Below are 18,648 nucleotides of genomic sequence, written 5' to 3'. Positions count from 1 at the left end.
GAGTTGCCTGACATAATGCAAAGCCATGAGCGCACAATTTCGGTGCAGAAAGTGCTGTGCAAAACGGAAATTTTCCCGTTTTTGATTTAAGCTATTGTTTTTAAATAAAATAATTTCCCTGTAAGTAATTGCCGAGGAGCGGACGCTGATTGCCTCCGGAGTATAATTTGCTAAACCAATATGAGGCTGTCACGCCGCAGGATTGGGATGAGTGGCTTAAGGATGGCCAATCGACCATCGTGCTGGTCGATCATGATGGGGAGGCCGCTGATCTGCGCCGCCGGATTGCCGAGGCACAGGGGCAGGCCTACCTCGAATACCTGAGGGTGCTGCCCAAGGCTCAGTGGTGGGTTGAGCTTTGGGATAACAGTTTTCCCGAACTGCAGGTATTGCGCCCGGTGCAGGTATTGGCGCTGGCGGAGGCCTGTATTGAGGGAAGCGACTACTTGGCGCCCTCTGTAATAGGGGTGCAGGGTATTGCCCGCCAGTTTGTGGATGCTTTCGAACTGGCCGAGCGCTTTGGTCTGACCGTGGAAGCGGGGCCCTTTGCCGGCAATGAGCAGCGCGCCTTTTGCGATTGGCGGCAGCGGCTTCGCGAGCGATTGCTAGAGCAGGGCGCATTGACCGGCGGACAGCTGATCTCGGCCTTGGCAAAGCGGCTGGATGCACTGGAACTACCCGTCCGCTTAGTGCTGAGTAAGGAATTGGAGCTGACACCGCCCGAACAGCAGCTGTTGAAAGCTTTGCAGGGCGCAGGGGTGGCCTTGTTTCAGTTGCTCCCCGCCGATGTCGGGGATAATACCGCCTGCCAACAGGCGAGCTTTGCCAGTGTGCAGGAAGAGGTCGAAGCGGCGGCGCGCTGGGTTGCTTCCTGGCAGCGTCGCGCGGAATCACCGCGGCTGGCGCTGATCGCCAGTGACATGAATCGCTACGAAATGCCTCTGCAGCGGGCGCTGGAGCGTTTTGTCTATCCTGCAAGCCTGTTTCCTGCCAGTCAGTCCGAGGTGTTGAGCGAACCCTGGCGGGTGGGCACTGGCCGCCTGTCGGCTTACCCCATTATTGCGTCCGCGCTGGACGCATTGCAGGTAGCGCAGGGCGAGGTTGGGCTGGAGCAGCTCAGTCGGCTCTTGCGCAGCCCCTTTGTTGCCGGTGCCCATGAGCAGGCGGCGAGCCGCGCGCAACTGGACTGGCGCTGGCGAGAGCGTTTCGGCAACCGCGGCAGCCTGTCGCGAGCCTTGGCCTTATCGCAAGACGAGGAGGCGACCACAGCGTTTCAGGCGTTGTGTGAAACCGCACAAGGTCATGCCGGTCGGGCCCAGCCCTCGACCTGGGTGGCGCGGTTTGACGCCGAATTGCTGGCCTTGGGTTGGCCGAACCGGGACGCCGGTGACCCGGTGGTGGATCAGTGTCGGCAGGGCTTTAGTCAGGTCATGGATACCCTGCGTGCGCTGGATCGGCAGCTCGGTAAGATCGGGCGCAGCGAAGCGCTGCGCTGGCTGCAGCATGTGTTGCAGGGCAAGCGCTTTGAGTTGCGCCGCGATGAAGCGCCGCCCCTGCAGCTGCTGAATCTGGAGGAGGCCAGTGGTCAGCATTTTGATGCGATCTGGGTGCTGGGGCTAAGCGATGCGGCGCTGCCACAGGCGGTGCCGCCATCACCCTTCCTGCCGCGCGAGCTGCTGGTGGCGGCTGGCGTTCCGAGAGCGGATCACAGCGATGCGCTGCGCCGAGACACAGCGCTGCTGAAGACGGTACTGGCGAGCGCCGGGGAGGCCGTTATTTCCTACCCTGCCCAGTCCGACGACGCCGTTGCACAGGCGCCTTGTACCCTGCTGGATTGGAACTATCCACTTTGGGAACCTGTAGACGGTGAGCAGGCCTTTAGCGTCGACGCCGCGGTCGAAGTGCCTGAGGAGGAAAAGATTCGCCCGGTTTCCGCCAAAGAAAAATCGCAGCTGCGCGGTGGTACGGGCCTGTTTCGCGCCTACGCTCTCAGCCCCTTTTACGCCTTTCTGAAATATCGGTTGGGATTGCAGGCTTTGCCGGAACCGGTCGAAGGGCTCGACCCCAAGACTCAGGGCAACTGGATTCACCGCGCGCTGGAATTGTTCTGGCGTGAGGCGGGCGGCAGTGACATTTTTCAGAGTGAATCTGACGATCAAATTGAGGCGCGGTTGAACGATGCTATCGATCAGGCCATGAGCGAGGAGGGTGGTCATGGTGACGAACTGCGCCGCATCGAAAAACGTCGTCTGCTATCGCTGTTGAAAGAGTGGCTGGACTTCGAGCGCAATCGCGAAGAAGCCTTTCGCGTCAAAGCCGTCGAAGCGGCAGGGTCCGTAGACGCCTTTGGATTGCCTCTGCATATCAAGATCGACCGGGTAGACGAAATCGATGGGAAAACGGTGGTGATGGATTACAAAACCGGATCGATCGCGGCGAATAAATTAAATGCAGAAAATCTACTGGAGCCACAGCTGCCCATGTACGCACTGTTGGGGCGCAATCTGGTCAACTCCGATATTGATGGTGTGGTTCTGGCCCAGATTCATCCCCGTGGCATGATGGCGCATATGCGCTCCAGTTGGAGTGCCACGCTGGTGCCGGGCAAACCGCGCAACCCGGTCGACAGCCCGGACAAGTGGCAGGCCGAATGCGAGGCTTGGGAAAGGGTGTTGTCTGGTTACGCGCAGGGTTTTCTGGGCGGAGAGGCAGGGCACGATAGCACGCGCAAGGATGCGGATTTCAAGTTTGATCCCTTTGTGCCGGTGCTGGCGCGCGGCGGTGAGGTGGACGATGACTGAGCTGCGCATCCCCGATCAGCCTCACCGCGACCAGGCAATTGACCCCAGTGCGTCGGTCTTGCTTCGCGCACCGGCGGGTTCCGGTAAAACCGGCGTGCTGCTGCTGCGTTTTCTGAATTGTCTGCTGACGGTTGAGCAGCCGGAAGCAGTGGTAGCGATTACCTTTACTCGCAAGGCTGCTGCGGAAATTCGCGAGCGCATTGTGCACGCATTGCATCTGGCGGATACTCAGGCCGGTGGATACGAAGGCCAGTTGGCGGAACTTGCGGCGCGTGTGCGCGAGCGTGATCAAGCGCTCGGGTGGCAGTTGCTGCAGAATCCGTCGCGGTTGCGGATTTCCACTTTCGACAGTTTCTGTGCGCGCATTGCGCGGCGCTTGCCGCTGCTCTCAGGGCTCGGCCAGATTGCAACGACCGATGATCCCGACGCGCTGTATCGCGAGGCAATATTCAGCCTATTTTCGCGCTTGGAGGACGGCGATAACGCGTTGAGTCAGGCGCTTGGCAATGTGCTCGACTATGCCAACAACCGCCTCGAACAACTGTTGCCGCTGTTGTCGAATTTGCTCGCCAAGCGCGACCAATGGGTTGAAGGTATTATGGCGGATCGCCTTGATGCCATGGAGGCAGCGCTCGCCGATGCCGTTATGGACGAGTATCAGTCGATTGCGACCACACTGGCTGATTGCGATCTGCAGACTGTCATTCAGGCCGTCTGTGAACATTCCGCCATTGAAGAAAGCCTGAGCTGGGCGGCGGATCTGCGACATCTGTCAGAGCCTGCGCCGGAGAATCTGGAGGCCCATGCGCAACTGGCCTCACTGCTGTTGACCAACAGTGGAACACTGCGCAAGAACGTCGACAAGCGCAGCGGTTTTGCACCGAAGCAGGCGGCCACAGAAACCCTGAAGCACTGGCTGAAAACCGCCAACGACAGCCCGCAGCTCGAGACGCTAACGGTCAATCTAAACCGCCTTGCGGGGCTGCCGTCACCACAATTGCCAGAAGCCTCACGCGCGCTGATCGGCGATCTTGTTCTGGTTCTGAAAAACCTGCTGGCCGAATTGCACGTGGTATTTAACGACCGTGGTGTTCTGGATTTTCCCGAGGTGGCGTTTCGCGCGATTGGGGCACTGCAACCCTTGCCGGATACCGCAGGCGTCTATGGCGATGCACTACTGCAGGAAGATCGGATCCAGCACATGCTGGTGGACGAAATGCAGGACACCTCGGTCAATCAGATTGTTTTACTGCAGTATCTTATGCAGGGCTGGGAGCCGGGTGATGGGCGCAGTCTGTTTTTGTGTGGCGACCTGCAGCAATCGATTTACCTGTTTCGCGGCGCCTTGGTGGGAGAGTTTGAGCGCCTGCTTGAGATGGGCCATTTCAATGGGCACCCGCTAAGGCAACTGCAGCTGGAAGCGAACTTCCGTTCAGCGCCGGCTTTGGTCAACTGGGTCAACCGGGCTTTTGAGTCTGTTTTTGGCGGCGGTTATACCCCGGCGATTGCTCAGCGCGCGGACGAGGGCAGGGTGGCGGTACATCCGCTGATTGGCGACAGGCTCAATGCCCGCCCGGCAGAGGCAGAGCAAATCGTGACTCTGGTTCAGCAGGCCGAGGCAGAGAATCCTGAAGGCTCCATTGCGATTCTGGTGCGCAGTCGCAGTCATCTGCAGGCAATCGTTCCGGCCCTGAAAGCTGCAGGCATAGCTTTTGCCGGGCAGGATATCGACAAGCTCGCCAGTCAGCCGGCCGTTGCCGATTATCTGGGATTGCTCCGCGCCTGGTGGCACCGGGCAGACCGCGCCAGTTGGATGGCCTTGCTGCGGGCACCCTTTGTGGGTTTGAGCTGGGATGATTGCTGGGTGCTGGCAAACGCTGCGCCGGACCTTTCGCTCAGTGATCTTGTGCTCCATTTCGAACAGTATCGTGAGCGCTTTGTTGGAGACTTTGCGCTGAGTAATGATGGTCTGTCTCGAGTGCAGTGGCTCTCAACAGTATGGTTTGAGATAGCTTCTCAAGCGCGCTCAGTGGATTGCCGTTGGGCGATACCGGCGCTGTGGCACAGTCTCGGTGGGCCGGCCTGTGTGGACGAGGTTGAGCGCCGCAATATCGAGCGGGTGCATGGTCTGCTGGTGGCTCATGCACCGGCCGGTATTCTCAATGACTGGCAGGAATTTTCGCGTGCCCTCGACAAGCTCTATGCCGAGCCTGCACCCGCCCGTCTGGAGATTATGACCATTCATAAGTCCAAGGGTCTGGAGTTTGATACGGTCATTTTGCCGGGGCTCGGCGAGTCGGCTAGCAACAGTGATGCACCGCTGTTTCACTGGCGCCGCTTGAATGACGAATTGGTGATTGCGCCGCGCGCGCCACGGCGCGGTGATGCGGAAGCGGAGTGCTTTTACGATTACCTTAAAGCCCAGCAAAAACGAGACAGTGAGCGTGAACTGGATCGACTGCTCTATGTGGCCTTGACCCGCGCTCGACGTCAGCTACACCTGCTGGGTGTGGCTAAACCTGACGCCAAAGACGAACTAAGGCCAGCAAGCGGGTCCATGCTGGCTCGCCTGTGGCCACGCGTGTCCTACCTGTTTGACGGGGCGGAACCGCTGCCGGAAGTGGTCGCCGATAATACTTTGCAGGTACCTCGTGCACCGCGCCTGAGTGCGCCGCCACGTATTGTGCTGCACCGGCAGTGGCAGGGGCCTCAGGAATCGGAAACCCCGATCGATCGGCTGGCGCGACAGGAGCGGCAAGCGGTACTGGAAGCCAATATCGAAGAGCGCTGTGTCGGTCTGGTGTATCACGAGCTGATGCGGCGCCTGGCGGCGCGGGGAGAATCTGCGGAACAGCTCTTCAGGGCCGTGCCGACGCGACTGCGTCACTACTGTCACCCGGAGGCCGGGTTGGAGCAGAGCGCGGCGCACGTGTGCGAACTCGTCGAAAATACCCTGAGCTGCGAGCAGGGGCGCTGGATACTGAAGCACTACGCCACCAGTGGCGCGGAACAGGCCTTGCGCCGACAGCTTGGCGATCGCTGGCAGAAACTTATCGTCGATAGATTTTTTGTCGACGGCGATACCTGCTGGATCATCGACTATAAAACTGCGCGGGGCAGTGGCGAGGCCTTTCTGGCCTCACAACGGGAGCGCTATGGCGAGAAAATGCAGACCTACCGAGAAACGCTGGCTGAAGCACTGTCAGTAGAGAAGGTGCGCGCGGGTTTGTACCTGCCAGCCTGTCAGGCCTTGGTGGAGTGCTGAGGGTTGTAAAAGCCCATACATAACAATGGCTTGAGCTTGTTGGGAGGTATCCTAGAGAGGCTTGCTAGCGCTTGCGGCCGATAGCCTTAAGCAACACCGAGAAGCGCTCAATATCGCGGTTAAAGCGGGTTTCTGTCTGGTTCTTCTCGCGCTCGCGGATGGCGATCAAGTCTTCCACGTCGGCGATCTGGGATTTGAAGGTGGCAATGGTGTCTTTCTGAGCCTGGCTGACTTCCTGATTGCGGCGCTCAAGTTCTGCAGCACGGGATTCCTCGCGCTCAACCTGAGTTTTCAGATAGTTAAGGTTGCCCTTCAAAATGGATATGCGCACCTGAATATCACCCAGCGCACGCTTTTTGGCGTCTTCAATGTCGGCCACGCTGCTGTAGCGCAGCAACAGGGATTCGTCCCAGCGGCGCTGGGCTGCTTCCTGTTCCTGCCGCAGGCGCTCAGCTTCCATTTCTTCTTCCGGCAGGGCCGGATCGATGGATTCCAGCAGTCGCCCGTCCGGGCGGATGATTTCATAACCTCGCCCCGCCGCAGAGGCGGGCAGGGTATCGTTTAGTACCACGCGCCCCTCATCGTCCAGGTAGCGATACAGAACCTTGTCCGCCTGCGCTGTGCCACTGACCAGCATTACGAGCATAAAAGCGCTGAGAATACGGCGTAAGGGCAAATGATTTAACGGGTAAAGAGGCTGCATGGGGTTTAGGGTTAGACACCGTATTGTTGGCGATATTGCTCTATGTCTGACAGGTTAGCAGTTTCCAGCGGATTTGTGCGCAGGTAGTCCACAATATCGGCAAGTTTAACAATACTGAGCACGGGGAAACCGTAGGTCTGCTCCACTTCCTGAATGGCAGAGCGCTCGCCCTGACCGCGCTCCTCCCGATCAAGGCCGACGATAACGCCAGCCACTTCGGCGCCGGCCGCGCGAATAATATCCACCGACTCGCGAATGGCCGTGCCGGCTGTGATCACATCATCAATGATAAGAACTTTGCCCTCGAGCGGTGCACCTACCAGTACACCGCCTTCGCCGTGATTCTTGGCTTCCTTACGGTTGTAGGCGTACGGAATATCGCGGCCCTGCTGGTCGGCCATCGCACAACTGGTCGCGGCCGCCAGCACGATACCCTTGTAGGCGGGCCCGTACAGCACTTGAAACTCGGGAGCCTTAGCTGCAATTGCCGCCGCGTAGCAGCGCGACAGGGTGGCCAGCGCTGCGCCCTGATAAAACTTGCCCGCGTTAAAGAAATACGGGCTGGTGCGGCCCGATTTGAGGGTAAACTCACCAAAAGTGAGGGCTTTTGCGGCAATTGCCTGCGCTATAAATTGTTGTTGGTAAAGTTCCATAGTAACCTTTTGCCCCAGACTCAATATCGCAGCGCTGGCTGATTTTCGGACAGATCGCCCAAGCTGCGCTAAACTGCACATTGTAGCAGCCCAATGCAGGCAATAATAAATGGCTGCTGCTGACTCTGCTTCGCTGCAACGCGAGCATTATTTCTGACCGAGAGCTTTTTTGGATTATCAATGAGAATAATCAGCTTTTGTGCCAATGGCATTGAAGACGCCCTTGAACGCGGGTTTTTTGAGTGGATCGAAGAGCAGGACGCAGACATCATCTGTATCCAGAATATCGGTATTCAGGAATATAAGCTGCGCGATCCGAAATACTTTCCGTCAGAGTACAACGCCTATTTCTTTGATGCGGCCGAGCCCAACTCCAACGGCGTGGCCATCTATACTCGCCGCCTGCCCAAGGCCATCATGTACGGTCTGGGCTTTACCGACTTCGATATGGAAGGCCGCTACATACAGGCCGATTTTGACGAGTTGAGCGTCGGCTGCCTGCTGGCCCCCTCTGCCTATCCGAAAGATGCCAAGGCTCAGGCGCGCAAGGGCGAGTTCTTTGACCTGTACTACAACCACCTGAACAAGATCCGCAACAAGCGCCGCGAGTTCGTGATCTGTGGCAACTGGAATATGGTGCACCGCAATATCGACGTGCAGGATCCGGATGCCGCTCAAGGGCTGTCGGGCTTTCTCGGTGAAGAGCAACAGTGGATGGAGCGCCTGTTCCACGAGCTGGGCTACGTGGATGCCTTCCGTATGGTCAATCGCGACGCGGACGAGTTCACCTGGTGGCCGGATGGCAATCAGGACAGCAACGGCTGGCGCGTGGATTACCAGATCGTGTCCAACCGCTTCAAGCCCTATATCGAATACGGCGTGGTCTACAAAAACCAGCAGTTTGGTGATCACGCCCCGTTGATCATGGATTACGACTACGAATTGCCGGAAGCGGAATTCTGATCTGATCGCTTAATCGACGATGCGCGGCAATCCTCCGCCGCGCAGTTTGTCAGGGCTTACAGCGCAAACTGGGCCGTGGTATAACCCGCCATCAATTCCCCCACCACCGGAAAAATCACTTCGGCCTGAGCCGGGTGCACAGAGTAGGCTTTAAAGGCCTCTTCGCTTTCAAATACCGCGACAATGCCGAAGTGGTAGTTGCCTTCTAACAGGTTCAAATCCATACCGCAGTTGAAGCTTTTGATGCCGGGAATCAGCGTTGGCAGTTGGTTGTAGGCGTCGATAACTTTTTGCTGGGTGGCCGCATCCAGTTCGCGGTTGAAGTTGATCAGACAGAGGTGCTGAATCATGGTGGCTCCTTAGCGTGCGTAAATGGTGGCTTCAGTAATCTTTTGGTTTTCGACGGTATAAATGCCGCATAGCTTGAGTGTCAGTTGTTCGCCTTTTTTGAGTGAGACACCCATAAAGTCAGCGACATCGGCGCGAGCGGTAAACACATCGGTGATCTCAATGGCGGCGCGGTTGCCATCGATCAGAATGCTGTCGGGCGTCATCCGGTCTTCGAACTGGCTGATCAGCCAACCATAGGTTTGCAGAATCGCCTCCTTGCCGGTGCTGGTTCCTTGCGCGCTGGTGAACAGCACGTCGTCGGCATAAAACGCCGCGAGGGCTTCCGGGGCTTCGCTATTGTAGGTGGCGTAGTAACTTTCAAAAAAGCTTCGGTCGAGCGACATATCAGTCCTCCAGGGCAAAGGCGATCAGCGCGTCACCCGGTGCGCTGCCCAGCGGGCCGTGACCGCCAGCTGCAATTACCACGTACTGCTTGCTGTCTTTATGCAGGCGATAGGTCATCGACGTGGCATGGGCGGCGTAGGGCAGCTCCTGCTCCCACAGCAATTCACCGGTGTCGCTATCGAAAGCGCGGAAGTAATGGTCGAGGGTGGCGCCGATAAAGATCAGGCCGCCGGCAGTTTGAATGGAGCCGCCGGTATTGGGTGTGCCCCAGGGGAAGAATTTGCCGAGCCCCAGTGGCGCGAGTTTATTAAGATTACCCAGCTCGCGCTGCCAGAGAATGTCCCCGGTGTTGAGATCAATGGAAACCAGCTTGCCCCAGGGCGGCTCGACGCAGGGCTTCATGTCCGGGTACTCAGTCGCAAACACACCGCGAGTTACCGCATAGGGTGTGCCGCGCTGGGGCGCGAGGCCAACCAGATCGCTGCCGCTAACGTCTGTAACCTCGTCCTGTGGCACAACCTTCATGGTAAAAGGCGCGACCTGTAGATTGACGACCATGCGCTGTTTGACCGGGTCGACCGAGACCGAGCCCCAATTGATGCCGCCGCCGAGACCGGGGTAAGCCAGCGTGCCTTCGAAAGAGGGTGGTGTGAAAATACCCTCGTAGCGAAGGCTATTGAACAGTTCGCGGCAGTACTTTTTATCGGCGGGAGTAATACCCCAGATTTCGTCTTCGGTGAGTGTTGCCGGATGCAGAGGTTCCGGTTTTATCGGAAAAGGCTGAGTCGGCGCGGTGAATTCGCCGGGGATATCGGTTTGCGGTACCGGTCGCTCTTCAATCGGCAAGAGGGGTTTCCCGGTTTCGCGGTGCAGAAAAAATACATGCCCCATCTTGGTGGCGGCAATCACCGCGGGAATCTCTCCCCGAAAGCTGAAGCTGACCGGTTGGGCGGCAAGGTCGTAGTCCCAGATATCGTGATGCACGGTCTGGAAATTCCAGACTACTTTGCCGGTATCGGCATTCAGGGCGACGACCGAGCTGCCGTAATAATCCAGGTCGCTGCGTGCCGTGCCGGCGTAGTGATCGGGAGAGGGATTGCCGGTTGGCACGAAGACCAGATTGCGCGCTTCGTCGCCTGACAGTAGCCCCCAGGCATTGGGCGTGCCCGGGGTCAGTGTTTTACCCGCCTTAATATCGTCGGCGGTTACGGGTGTCCGGGTTGGCGGCACCGGATCCCAGGCCCACAGCAGTTCGCCTGACACTGCATCAAAGGCGCGAATGGCGCCGCTCGGCGCATCGACCCGCTGACCATCCTGGACGAAGGCGCCGGTAATGACTTTATCGCCCAGCACCAGTGGGGGCGAGGTCAGGTAGTACTCGGCCGTATTGACCTTGCCCAAGCCGGTGGTGAGATCGACGGCGCCCTGTTCGCCAAAGTTCGTGCAGGGCTTGCCGGTATCCGCGTCCAGCGCGATCAGGCGGGCATCGAGTGTTCCCACATAAATGCGGCGGTCGCATTGCTCGGCACCGTCGCCTTGCCAGTAACTCACGCCGCGACAGGCCGGGGTGTAGACGCCGGTCAGGTCGACTTGCGGGTCGTGTACCCAATTTTCGGTGCCATTTTCCGGGTCGAGTGAAATCACTCTGTTGTAGGGCGTGCACACATACATGGCGCCGTTTACCACCAGCGGTGTGAGCTGCAGTGCCGTGGCGCCGTGGCTCTCCCCGCCGCTGGAATAATCCTTGAGGTGGTAAGTCCAGGCCGGTTTCAGCTGGGCGACATTGTCGCGATCGATCTGGTTCAACGCTGAGTAGCGTTGGCCGCTGTTGTTCTGGCCAACGGCGGGCCAGTCAGCAATGGGACCGCTGAAGTTGATAGTCGGCTTGGAACAGCCTGCCAGAGCAAGCGTCAGGGCGCATATCGCAACGTTCTTTTGCATTATTATTCTCTGGTTTCCAGGTTCTGTTTTTCAGGTTCTGTTTTTCAGGTGAGGCAGCACGTGACGCGCAAAATCCTGCAATTGGCGCCAGCCCTGTTCCGGCGCCTGTCCGGCGATAAGCGGGTGCAGGCAGAGCTGGGCCTTATCGCCGAGAGATTCCAGATATGCGGGCACTGCCTCGGGTGTAATAATCGGGTAAAGGCCGGTTTCGCGCAGGGGGTCGGGGTCGGTCATCTCGACATATTGACCCTGCATGGCGGATGAGTTCTGCCACTTGCCATAGCTGTTGCATTCGTACAGCACGTAGGGTTTGAGTCGCTCCCATTCCGCGTCCGGGTCTTCGCTAACGACAAAAAAGCCGCTGCCGAGGTCGACAAAGGGAATCTCGGCTTTGCCGAGCCGTTGCCGCTCGTTATTAAACTCCTCAAACAGGGCGCGATTTTCGGTGTAGAAGTAATCGACCATGCGCGCCGCTCGGCGCGCGGCCGGTTTACTGGAACCGCCCATCCATAAGGGTGGATGGGGCTGCTGTACCGGGCGCGGCGTTACCTGAACTTTTCGCCCCTCGTACTCAAAGGGCTGTCCTGTCCAGGCCTGCTTGAGTGCATTGATCTTGCTTTCCATCAGCCGGCCACGATCTTTCAACTCAACGCCGAACATGGCGAATTCTTCTGGCACGTAGCCGGCGCCGACGACGACCTCAAGGCGCCCGTTGCTGACAATATCCAGCACGGCCAGATCCTCCGCCACGCGAATGGGATCGTGAAAGGGCAGAATGATCAGTGCCATGCGCAGGCGTATACGCTTGGTGCGCGCCGCCATGGCGGACGCCAATACGATAGGCGATGGCAGGTAGCCGTCGTCACAGCCGTGATGCTCACTGATTTGAATGCAATCAAAACCCTGCTCATCGGCCCACACGGCCATATCGAGGGCGGCTTCGTAGAGGGCGCGCTGATTGGCCCCGAAGTCAGGGTTGCGCATATCAAAGCGGAGCAGGGTTTGGGGCATTGGGTTTCCTTAGCTTTCGGTAACGGTGATAGCGGCGTTGGGACAGAATTTTTCTGCCTTCAATACCTTTTCTTTTTCCTCGTCGCTGATGTCTTCCTTGATCACTACCGTCTGAGGGTAGGGCGCATCGGTCTCCTGTAGTTCGAAAACCTCGCCGGCTTCGGCCTGACAGACGCCGTGACCCTGACACAAATCGAGATCAATGTTGATGCAGAGTTTTCCCATAGCTTACACCCCCTTTCTTCGCTTGTAGCGCAGCGTGCACGGATCGCTCGGGCGCAAAATCAGTGCGGGCATGATCTCCTGATAGTCCTCGGCGGGCATGGTCAGCTCGAACTCGAAGTTGCGCAGCAGCTCGCAAAAAATCGCTTTCACCTGCAGCAGGGCAAAGGCATTGCCGACGCACTTGCGGCGGCCGCCGCCGAAGGGGATTGCGGCAAAGACATTGTCCGGTGCTGGGCGTTTTGGATCGAAGGTTTCCGGGTTGGGAAAATACTCAGGCAGTTTGTGAGCGACCCATGGGCAGAGCATGACATTGCAACCGGGCTCGATCAGGTAATCTTTAAATTGGAAGGGTTTCATCACTCGCCGGGAAATGGCATTGAGCGGCGGGTGCAGGCGTAAGGCTTCGCGTATAAAACCTTCTAGCAGCGGAATTTCCCGCAGTGCGTTAAAGCTCAATTCCTGACCGCCATCGAACAGCTTGTCGATCTCGCCGACCAGTTCTGCGTGATATTGCGGGTGGCGGGCAATTTCCACCAGCGTCCAGGCAGAGGTGTTGGAGCTGGTGTGGTGACCGGCAAACATAAACCAGATCACCAGGCCGGTAATTTCATGCTCGGTCAGCTTGCGACCGTCTTCATATTCAGCGGTCATGTAGATGTTGAGCATGTCGTCCAGCGGCTCTTCGCCCTTGGCTTCGGCGTCGCGGCGGCGGTGAATTTCTTCGGTGATCAGTTCCTGCAGACGTTCGCGTGCGATATCGCGTTTTTTAAAGGTTTCTTTCTGCTGATTTGGGTCGAGCAGGGCCGAGGGATCAATGCCATTTTCAAGATCGCGGTATAGGTCGGCGAATTCGTCGGTCAGGCGATAGCGGAATACGGATCCGAGCAGACAGTGTGTTGACGTGCGCAGGGTAAGGTCAGTAAAGGCCTCGTAGAAATCCATCTCGCCTTCATCGCCCCAGTCTTTGGTGAAATCGATGACTTCCTGAGCGACCACGCCGGCGTAGCTCGACATTTTGTCGTGCTTCAAGCCCTGATATTGGATCTTCAACTGCTGGCGTTCGATATGGGGTTCGGCGCCGTATTGCACGCCCTCGCCAAATACCGGCACCATCATCTGGTAGGCTTCTGAGGCGCTTAGCTGATCATCCGGTGCGCGGAAAAAGGCTTCGTGGGCTTCGGGTCCGATCATCAAGACAGTGGGGAGGCCGCCCATATCAAACTGGCCGACTTCTCCGCACTCTTCAAAGACCCGTCTCATAAAAGCCAGCGGGGTATTGATGAACTCCAAATAGTGGCCGCCTTCGGTCTGGGCGCCGCTGGCCACCGGAATGGTTTTGCTCGTGTTGACTGCTTGTGTGCTCATGATTTCACCTCTCAGGAATTGCTGGCTTTTTTCTGTTTTTCAGCCATTTCCTGTTCGTGCTGGGCAATCGCAGTGTTGATGCCGCCCACGTATTCTTCCATAAAGCGATCGGCATTTTCTGCCGCCCAATTGAGTGAGGCGGGGCGGTTGTTATTGCAGTGCTGAAAGTGGGGCATCACTTCGCGGGCAAACAGTTCATAAGACTTTTTCGTCGCATCGAAGTCTGCCGCATTGTGGGCCAGTGCCAGGAAGGTTTCAAAGCCGCCTGATTGCTCCTGCAGTTTCTTGATGTGATTGACCATTGTTTCGGGGGTGCCCACCACGCCGACACCAAAAGCGCCGAGGCCGCCGGTGGTCCAGATTTCAATGGCTTCTTCAAAAGACTTGGCTTCCGGGAAGGCGCTGCCACCGAACTTCTTGAAGTAGCGCATCATATCCATCAGGCCGTATTCCAGATCCTTGTAGGCCTGCTCTTCGGTTTCGGCAATATGGAAGGGCGTGACGATGCGCCAGTTGCTGCGCGACACTTGTTTGCCGTGCTCAGCCGCTTTTTCTTCACAGATATCCCAGTGGTTCGCCAGTTGCTTGAAGCCCTCGGGGCTGGAGGCGGCTACGGAAATCATGCCGAGGCCGTGTTCGCCAGCTGTTCTGGCGCCGGTGGGGCTGATGGCCGATGCCACCGCCATATCTACGGTTGGGCTTTGGTAGGGCAGGATCTGACAGCGCGCTTCATTGAGGGTGAACCAGTCGGTTTGCATGGTGACGGTTTCGCCATTCAGCAGTTTCACCAGCGCAGTCAGGGATTCATTCATCCGGCGACGCAGGTCTTTCGGGTTAATCCCCATCATATAGGCATCGGCAACCAGCTGGCCGGGGCCGACGCCAAAGGTCAGGCGACCGCGCACCTGATGGTCGAGTTGGCAGATGCGATCCGCCAGCACCAACGGGTGGTGGTAGGAGAGGGAGCTGACGCCGGTAGCGAGACGAATATTGCGGGTGCGCTCGGCCACGGTCGCAATAAAAACCTCGGGCGAGGCGATACATTCATAGGCGCCGCTGTGGTGTTCACCAATCCAGGCTTCATCGTAGGCCAGCTTGTCCATCCACTGTATCAGCTCCATATCGCGCTCGATAGCGAGCGTCGGGTTGACAATGTCTTTGTGGAAGGGCGCAAAAAAAGCACCGAATTTCATTCGCTTAGGCTTGTATGTCATAACCTGTCCTCAGTTCTCAAGTTGGGGCTTACCCCTGTAATACAGACCACTATAAAAACAAAACATTTCGATAGCAATGTTTTGAGGGGTTAAATATTTCATGTGCAATGTTTTTGTGTGGGCGCTGATGGAAGTCCGCGGTAGGTGAAAACAGGTCTTGACGAAAAGTTGATTCGTCGATAGCCTGAAAAAACATTTCACGTGAAATGTAATTGCCGGGATCACAGCTCCACAATAATAAGGCTGTCGTTGAACAGTCGGGAGCTTCCGGAAGGGATACGAACAAGAGACCCAGGCAAGAGACATAACAAAAACGGCGGATAACAGAATGCACAATTCATCCAGGGCGTTATACCTGGCGGGAGGGTTGTTCCTGATGTCGGGACTGGCCCTTGCGCAGACTCAACCAGCGGCAGAACAGGGTGCAAGTCGCGAGGCCTCAACCAAGGTCTCGCTGGAGGAGGTCTACGTTACGGCTCGGCGCCGTGAAGAAAGCCTGCAGGAAACGCCCGTGGCGGTCAGTGCACTCGGTGCCGATGCGCTGGCAGAAGCGGGCGTCTCATCGATTACCGACCTGCAGCAACTGGTGCCTGGTTTGCAATTTGGCGAGAGTGGCTCAAAAACCCCGGCAATTTTTATTCGGGGTATTGGTCAGCGCGAAGCGTCGGCGGTGCTCGACCCCGGTGTGGGTGTTTATCTCAATGGAATCTTTCTGGCGCGCCAGGATACCCAGCTGCTGGATACGGTAGACACCCAATCGATTCAGGTGCTGCGCGGTCCCCAGGGAACGCTGTTTGGTAAGAACAATACCGGCGGTGCGATGCTGGTGAACACGCGAGCAGCGAACCTGTTTGAATCGGAATTTGGCGCCACTGTTAAAGCGGGTAACTTCGGTCGGCAGGATGTGAAGCTTTACGGCAACCTGCCGCTGCTTGAAGACAAAATGGCGACCCGTTTTGGAATCAGCAGCAAGCGCTTCGATGGCGATATTGAAAACGCCGACGGCGAGACCTTTGGCGATGAAGACCGCCTTGCGCTGTCACTGCGTACCCAATGGCAAGTGTCCGATCAATTCGGTATGGACTTGTTTGCCTACTGGAGCCGGCAGAGTGAGCGCAGCACGCCCCTCAACTGTATCCTGCAAAACCCGGAAGCCAATATTGTTCAGCTGATTTATCCCAATCAGCCGGCCTTTAGTGATTCCTGTGCGGCGAGTGAGCGCGCCGCAGACAAGCACGAGATAACCGTCAACAGCGATGACAGTATCATCGCCATGCAAAGCACGATGTTGGCGCTCACCCTGACCTGGGATTTTTTCGATTACGAAATCAAAAGCATTAGTGCCTGGAGTCATCAATATGATATCGAGCGCAACGATGATCAGGACGGCACGAGCATTCATGTTATCGACAACGGGACTCGCGCCCTCAACGATGTACTGCGGGCCGATGGCGAAGAAATTCGCGACGAAAAGCGCGATCAGTTCAGTCAGGAATTGCAGATTGTCGGCTCCGCCTTCGATGACCGCTTGAGTTATACCGTCGGAGCTTTTGCCTCACTTGAACGCATTGACGACAACCCCTTTGCGCAGGTTATTGGCCCCAAAGGTCTGGCGGGTATTGACCCTTCAACGGTGTCGGATGCCATCATTCCGGGTTTGCCTTCAGCGGGGGACGGTTTTGTTTTTCCGCTGACTACACTGTTCGGTGGCTTCAGTTCACTCGAAAACAAAAGCTGGGCCGTGTTCTCCCAGTTTACCTGGAGCATTACCGATACGGTGCAGCTGACCATGGGCGGCCGCTATACCTTTGAAGAGCGCGAGCGCGCTCTGACGCTGGTGGATATTGATGAGCAGACCTACGGTCAGCGCATCGGTGCGAGCTATATCGATCAGGCCGGTTTCTACACTCCGATCACCCGCGCCCAGTTTGATCAGATAGGACGCAATCTGCCGGATCTGCCGGTGGATGTACGGGAAGATGCCGACGTGCGCAGCGAGGAATGGAGCAACTTCACGCCGGCCGTCACCCTGTCTGTGCAGGCCAGTGAAGACTGGCTTGAGGTGATGAATCTCGACAGCGCCCTGTGGTATGCCACATACAGCGAGGGGTTTAAGGCCGGTGGTTTTGAGCCCCGTGGTCCGGAGCTGGTGGCTTTTGATCCCGAAGAAGTGGTGAATTACGAGCTGGGTGTGAAGCTGGACAGCCTCGATTCCACGCTGCGTTTTAATGCTGCCGCCTATGTAATGGACTACACCGATATTCACGTGCGGGTCGCTGAGCAGGGCGAGCGCATCAGCGATATCTTTTTGTTCCTGACCAATGCCGGTGAGGCGACGATTCAGGGTGTGGAAATGGAAACTACCTTCCTGTTGGGCAACTGGGTGTTCAGTGCCAGTGCCAACTACACCGATGCCTCCTACGACGAGTACACCGCAACGATCGTAACGCCCGGGCAGGGTGAGTCAGTGGTGGATCGCAGCGACGAGCCCTTCGCACTGGTGCCGGAAACCTCCTATTCCTTTACCGCTCAATACAACTGGATGTCTTCGGTCGGGCTAATCGTGCCGCGCTTGTCGCTCTACCATCGCGACGAGTTGTTTACCGGTATCGATTTTCTGGCGGTGGAATACGAGTCATCAACCGTCGATGCGTTGACGCTGGTGAATGCGCGCCTGAATTATTTTCCGAGTGAGAAGTTCCGGGTGGCGGCCTACGTCGACAACCTGACCGATGAAGAATACTTCAAAAGCGGTTTTGCGGTGAGTGCTCTGCTGGGCGCGGCAACGCTGGTGCAAGGCACCTCGCGCACCATAGGTATGGAATTTTCATACGATTTTTGAGGAAAGGCTTCTGAGTGCTGCCTGCAGTCAGCGCGATGGAGAACTCGCACACCTTCCAGCGTGTGAGTTTGGTGAACGGCTCTCCGCGTGCGGGTGGAGAGCCGTTTTTTTACGTTTCAATAACGTTGATCTTTAGCCGCGCTTGGGGCCACCTGACGTGCCGGGCCAGCGTGAGCCAGAGATGGTGTCGGCAAAAGGCAGAAAGCCTTCTGGATCCAGTTTACCGGCCAGTTTAATCTCGCGGTCGAGGAAGATTGGCCACCACAGGTGGGCAGAAATCTGCTCGCGCATGGGCAGGCGGCTGGCCAGCGGATCCCAGGGGCTGTCGCGCAGGACCAGCTCGCCTTCCACTTCTTCGCGCCAGGCGGTGCCGTACTTGCTGCGCACATGGACAACGTGGGGCGGGAAGTCATAGCCGGCGCTGGGCTCCCAGGACAAACCGGTGGCACGGGATACCTTGATCCACCACTCGTGCTGTTCGAACTCGTCTTGCGGTACGTTCTCGCCCTTTGACAAGCCTTTGAATTCGACAAAGGTATAGCCCTGGTGGGTGCAGCGCGCGCTAACGCTCGGGCCAAGGCGGAAGTATTCGGTGGTGCAGGGGTACTTGGGCTGACCGTTGGTTTCCTGGCTGATAAAGATCGCCGATTCCTGATCGATGCCATAGCCCAGCGTGTATTCGCCGGCAATACCGTTGTAGTTGGCGTTAACGGTGGTGACGATGCCGTACTCGGGCTCATCCGGCACCGGGAAGTTGTAGATGGTCAGATTGACGTGGGGGTCGGCGCCGGGCTCGATGCCGGGTGGCAGCAATTCGGCGATTTTGTCCGGGTCGGTGCGGTACACGATTTTCAGCATCGGCCAGTTGATGATATCGCCCGGATTGCCCTGGGGTTGGTTGCTCATCGGTGCTTCTCCACTGTTATGGTT

14 protein-coding genes are annotated in these 18,648 nt (G+C 57.4%); 4 read left to right on the top strand and 10 right to left on the bottom strand.

The window, feature by feature from the left end; translation table 11 throughout:
* Positions 1-167 precede the first annotated feature (167 nt).
* Both FHR99_RS14155 and FHR99_RS14150 read left to right on the top strand, forming a co-directional pair.
* Complete coding sequence (locus FHR99_RS14155; RefSeq protein WP_183411362.1) at positions 168-2,801, top strand: PD-(D/E)XK nuclease family protein; 2,634 nt, start codon at positions 168-170, stop codon at positions 2,799-2,801.
* Positions 2,794-6,066, top strand: coding sequence for a UvrD-helicase domain-containing protein (locus FHR99_RS14150; RefSeq protein WP_183411361.1), 3,273 nt, complete (start codon positions 2,794-2,796; stop codon positions 6,064-6,066). Before FHR99_RS14155 ends, FHR99_RS14150 begins: the two co-directional genes overlap by 8 nt.
* Before the next feature lie 64 nt (positions 6,067-6,130).
* Here the strand turns inward: FHR99_RS14150 and FHR99_RS14145 are convergent, their stop codons facing one another.
* The gene (locus FHR99_RS14145; protein ID WP_183411360.1) at positions 6,131-6,712 is read right to left on the bottom strand and encodes a hypothetical protein; all 582 of its coding nucleotides are present in this window, start codon (positions 6,710-6,712) and stop codon (positions 6,131-6,133) included.
* Between the two features lie 68 nt (positions 6,713-6,780).
* Entirely contained in the window at positions 6,781-7,422 is a 642-nt protein-coding gene (gene pyrE, locus FHR99_RS14140) for an orotate phosphoribosyltransferase (RefSeq protein WP_183411359.1), read from the bottom strand.
* Positions 7,423-7,602: 180 nt separating this feature from the next.
* Between pyrE and FHR99_RS14135 the strand changes: the two genes are divergently transcribed.
* Positions 7,603-8,385 (top strand): exodeoxyribonuclease III, encoded by a 783-nt coding sequence (locus FHR99_RS14135; RefSeq protein ID WP_183411358.1) that lies wholly within the window; start codon positions 7,603-7,605, stop codon positions 8,383-8,385.
* A 56-nt stretch (positions 8,386-8,441) separates the two neighbouring features.
* On the opposite strand, the gene FHR99_RS14130 is transcribed toward FHR99_RS14135, so the two are convergent.
* From FHR99_RS14130 to FHR99_RS14100, 7 genes are read right to left on the bottom strand one after another with little or no spacing between them, the layout of a single operon-like run.
* Positions 8,442-8,735, bottom strand: a complete 294-nt coding sequence (locus FHR99_RS14130) for a Dabb family protein (protein ID WP_183411357.1) — start codon at positions 8,733-8,735, stop codon at positions 8,442-8,444.
* Positions 8,736-8,744: 9 nt separating this feature from the next.
* Positions 8,745-9,119, bottom strand: coding sequence for a nuclear transport factor 2 family protein (locus FHR99_RS14125; RefSeq protein ID WP_183411356.1), 375 nt, complete (start codon positions 9,117-9,119; stop codon positions 8,745-8,747).
* Position 9,120: 1 nt separating this feature from the next.
* Entirely contained in the window at positions 9,121-11,061 is a 1,941-nt protein-coding gene (locus FHR99_RS14120) for a pyrroloquinoline quinone-dependent dehydrogenase (protein WP_183411355.1), read from the bottom strand.
* Between the two features lie 30 nt (positions 11,062-11,091).
* Positions 11,092-12,072, bottom strand: coding sequence for an LLM class flavin-dependent oxidoreductase (locus FHR99_RS14115; protein WP_183411354.1), 981 nt, complete (start codon positions 12,070-12,072; stop codon positions 11,092-11,094).
* Between the two features lie 9 nt (positions 12,073-12,081).
* Positions 12,082-12,297, bottom strand: coding sequence for a ferredoxin (locus FHR99_RS14110; protein ID WP_183411353.1), 216 nt, complete (start codon positions 12,295-12,297; stop codon positions 12,082-12,084).
* Between the two features lie 3 nt (positions 12,298-12,300).
* The gene (locus tag FHR99_RS14105) at positions 12,301-13,662 is read right to left on the bottom strand and encodes a cytochrome P450 (RefSeq protein ID WP_183411352.1); all 1,362 of its coding nucleotides are present in this window, start codon (positions 13,660-13,662) and stop codon (positions 12,301-12,303) included.
* 11 nt (positions 13,663-13,673) lie between these two features.
* Complete coding sequence (locus FHR99_RS14100) at positions 13,674-14,876, bottom strand: LLM class flavin-dependent oxidoreductase (protein WP_183411351.1); 1,203 nt, start codon at positions 14,874-14,876, stop codon at positions 13,674-13,676.
* Between the two features lie 376 nt (positions 14,877-15,252).
* On the opposite strand from FHR99_RS14100, the gene FHR99_RS14095 reads away from it, so the two are divergent.
* Positions 15,253-17,718, top strand: coding sequence for a TonB-dependent receptor (locus FHR99_RS14095; protein ID WP_183411350.1), 2,466 nt, complete (start codon positions 15,253-15,255; stop codon positions 17,716-17,718).
* Positions 17,719-17,850: 132 nt separating this feature from the next.
* Here the strand turns inward: FHR99_RS14095 and FHR99_RS14090 are convergent, their stop codons facing one another.
* Positions 17,851-18,624: an acetoacetate decarboxylase family protein gene (locus FHR99_RS14090; protein WP_183411349.1), complete on the bottom strand. Its 774-nt coding sequence runs from the start codon at positions 18,622-18,624 to the stop codon at positions 17,851-17,853.
* Positions 18,625-18,648: the final 24 nt, after the last annotated feature.

The sequence above is a fragment of the Litorivivens lipolytica genome (assembly GCF_014191715.1).
Lineage (GTDB): Bacteria > Pseudomonadota > Gammaproteobacteria > Pseudomonadales > Spongiibacteraceae > Litorivivens > Litorivivens lipolytica.
This window is presented reverse-complemented; position numbering and strand designations above follow the sequence as displayed.

Bases quoted from the DNA above. Each gene is read 5' to 3' on its own strand.
- FHR99_RS14150 (WP_183411361.1), top strand. From the start codon at position 2,794: ATGACTGAGCTGCGCATCCCCGATCAGCCTCACCGCGACCAGGCAATT.
- FHR99_RS14145 (WP_183411360.1), bottom strand. From the start codon at position 6,712: ATGCTCGTAATGCTGGTCAGTGGCACAGCGCAGGCGGACAAGGTTCTG.
- pyrE (WP_183411359.1), bottom strand. From the start codon at position 7,422: ATGGAACTTTACCAACAACAATTTATAGCGCAGGCAATTGCCGCAAAA.
- FHR99_RS14135 (WP_183411358.1), top strand. From the start codon at position 7,603: ATGAGAATAATCAGCTTTTGTGCCAATGGCATTGAAGACGCCCTTGAA.
- FHR99_RS14130 (WP_183411357.1), bottom strand. From the start codon at position 8,735: ATGATTCAGCACCTCTGTCTGATCAACTTCAACCGCGAACTGGATGCG.
- FHR99_RS14125 (WP_183411356.1), bottom strand. From the start codon at position 9,119: ATGTCGCTCGACCGAAGCTTTTTTGAAAGTTACTACGCCACCTACAAT.
- FHR99_RS14120 (WP_183411355.1), bottom strand. From the start codon at position 11,061: ATGCAAAAGAACGTTGCGATATGCGCCCTGACGCTTGCTCTGGCAGGC.
- FHR99_RS14115 (WP_183411354.1), bottom strand. From the start codon at position 12,072: ATGCCCCAAACCCTGCTCCGCTTTGATATGCGCAACCCTGACTTCGGG.
- FHR99_RS14110 (WP_183411353.1), bottom strand. From the start codon at position 12,297: ATGGGAAAACTCTGCATCAACATTGATCTCGATTTGTGTCAGGGTCAC.
- FHR99_RS14105 (WP_183411352.1), bottom strand. From the start codon at position 13,662: ATGAGCACACAAGCAGTCAACACGAGCAAAACCATTCCGGTGGCCAGC.
- FHR99_RS14100 (WP_183411351.1), bottom strand. From the start codon at position 14,876: ATGACATACAAGCCTAAGCGAATGAAATTCGGTGCTTTTTTTGCGCCC.
- FHR99_RS14095 (WP_183411350.1), top strand. From the start codon at position 15,253: ATGTCGGGACTGGCCCTTGCGCAGACTCAACCAGCGGCAGAACAGGGT.
- FHR99_RS14090 (WP_183411349.1), bottom strand. From the start codon at position 18,624: ATGAGCAACCAACCCCAGGGCAATCCGGGCGATATCATCAACTGGCCG.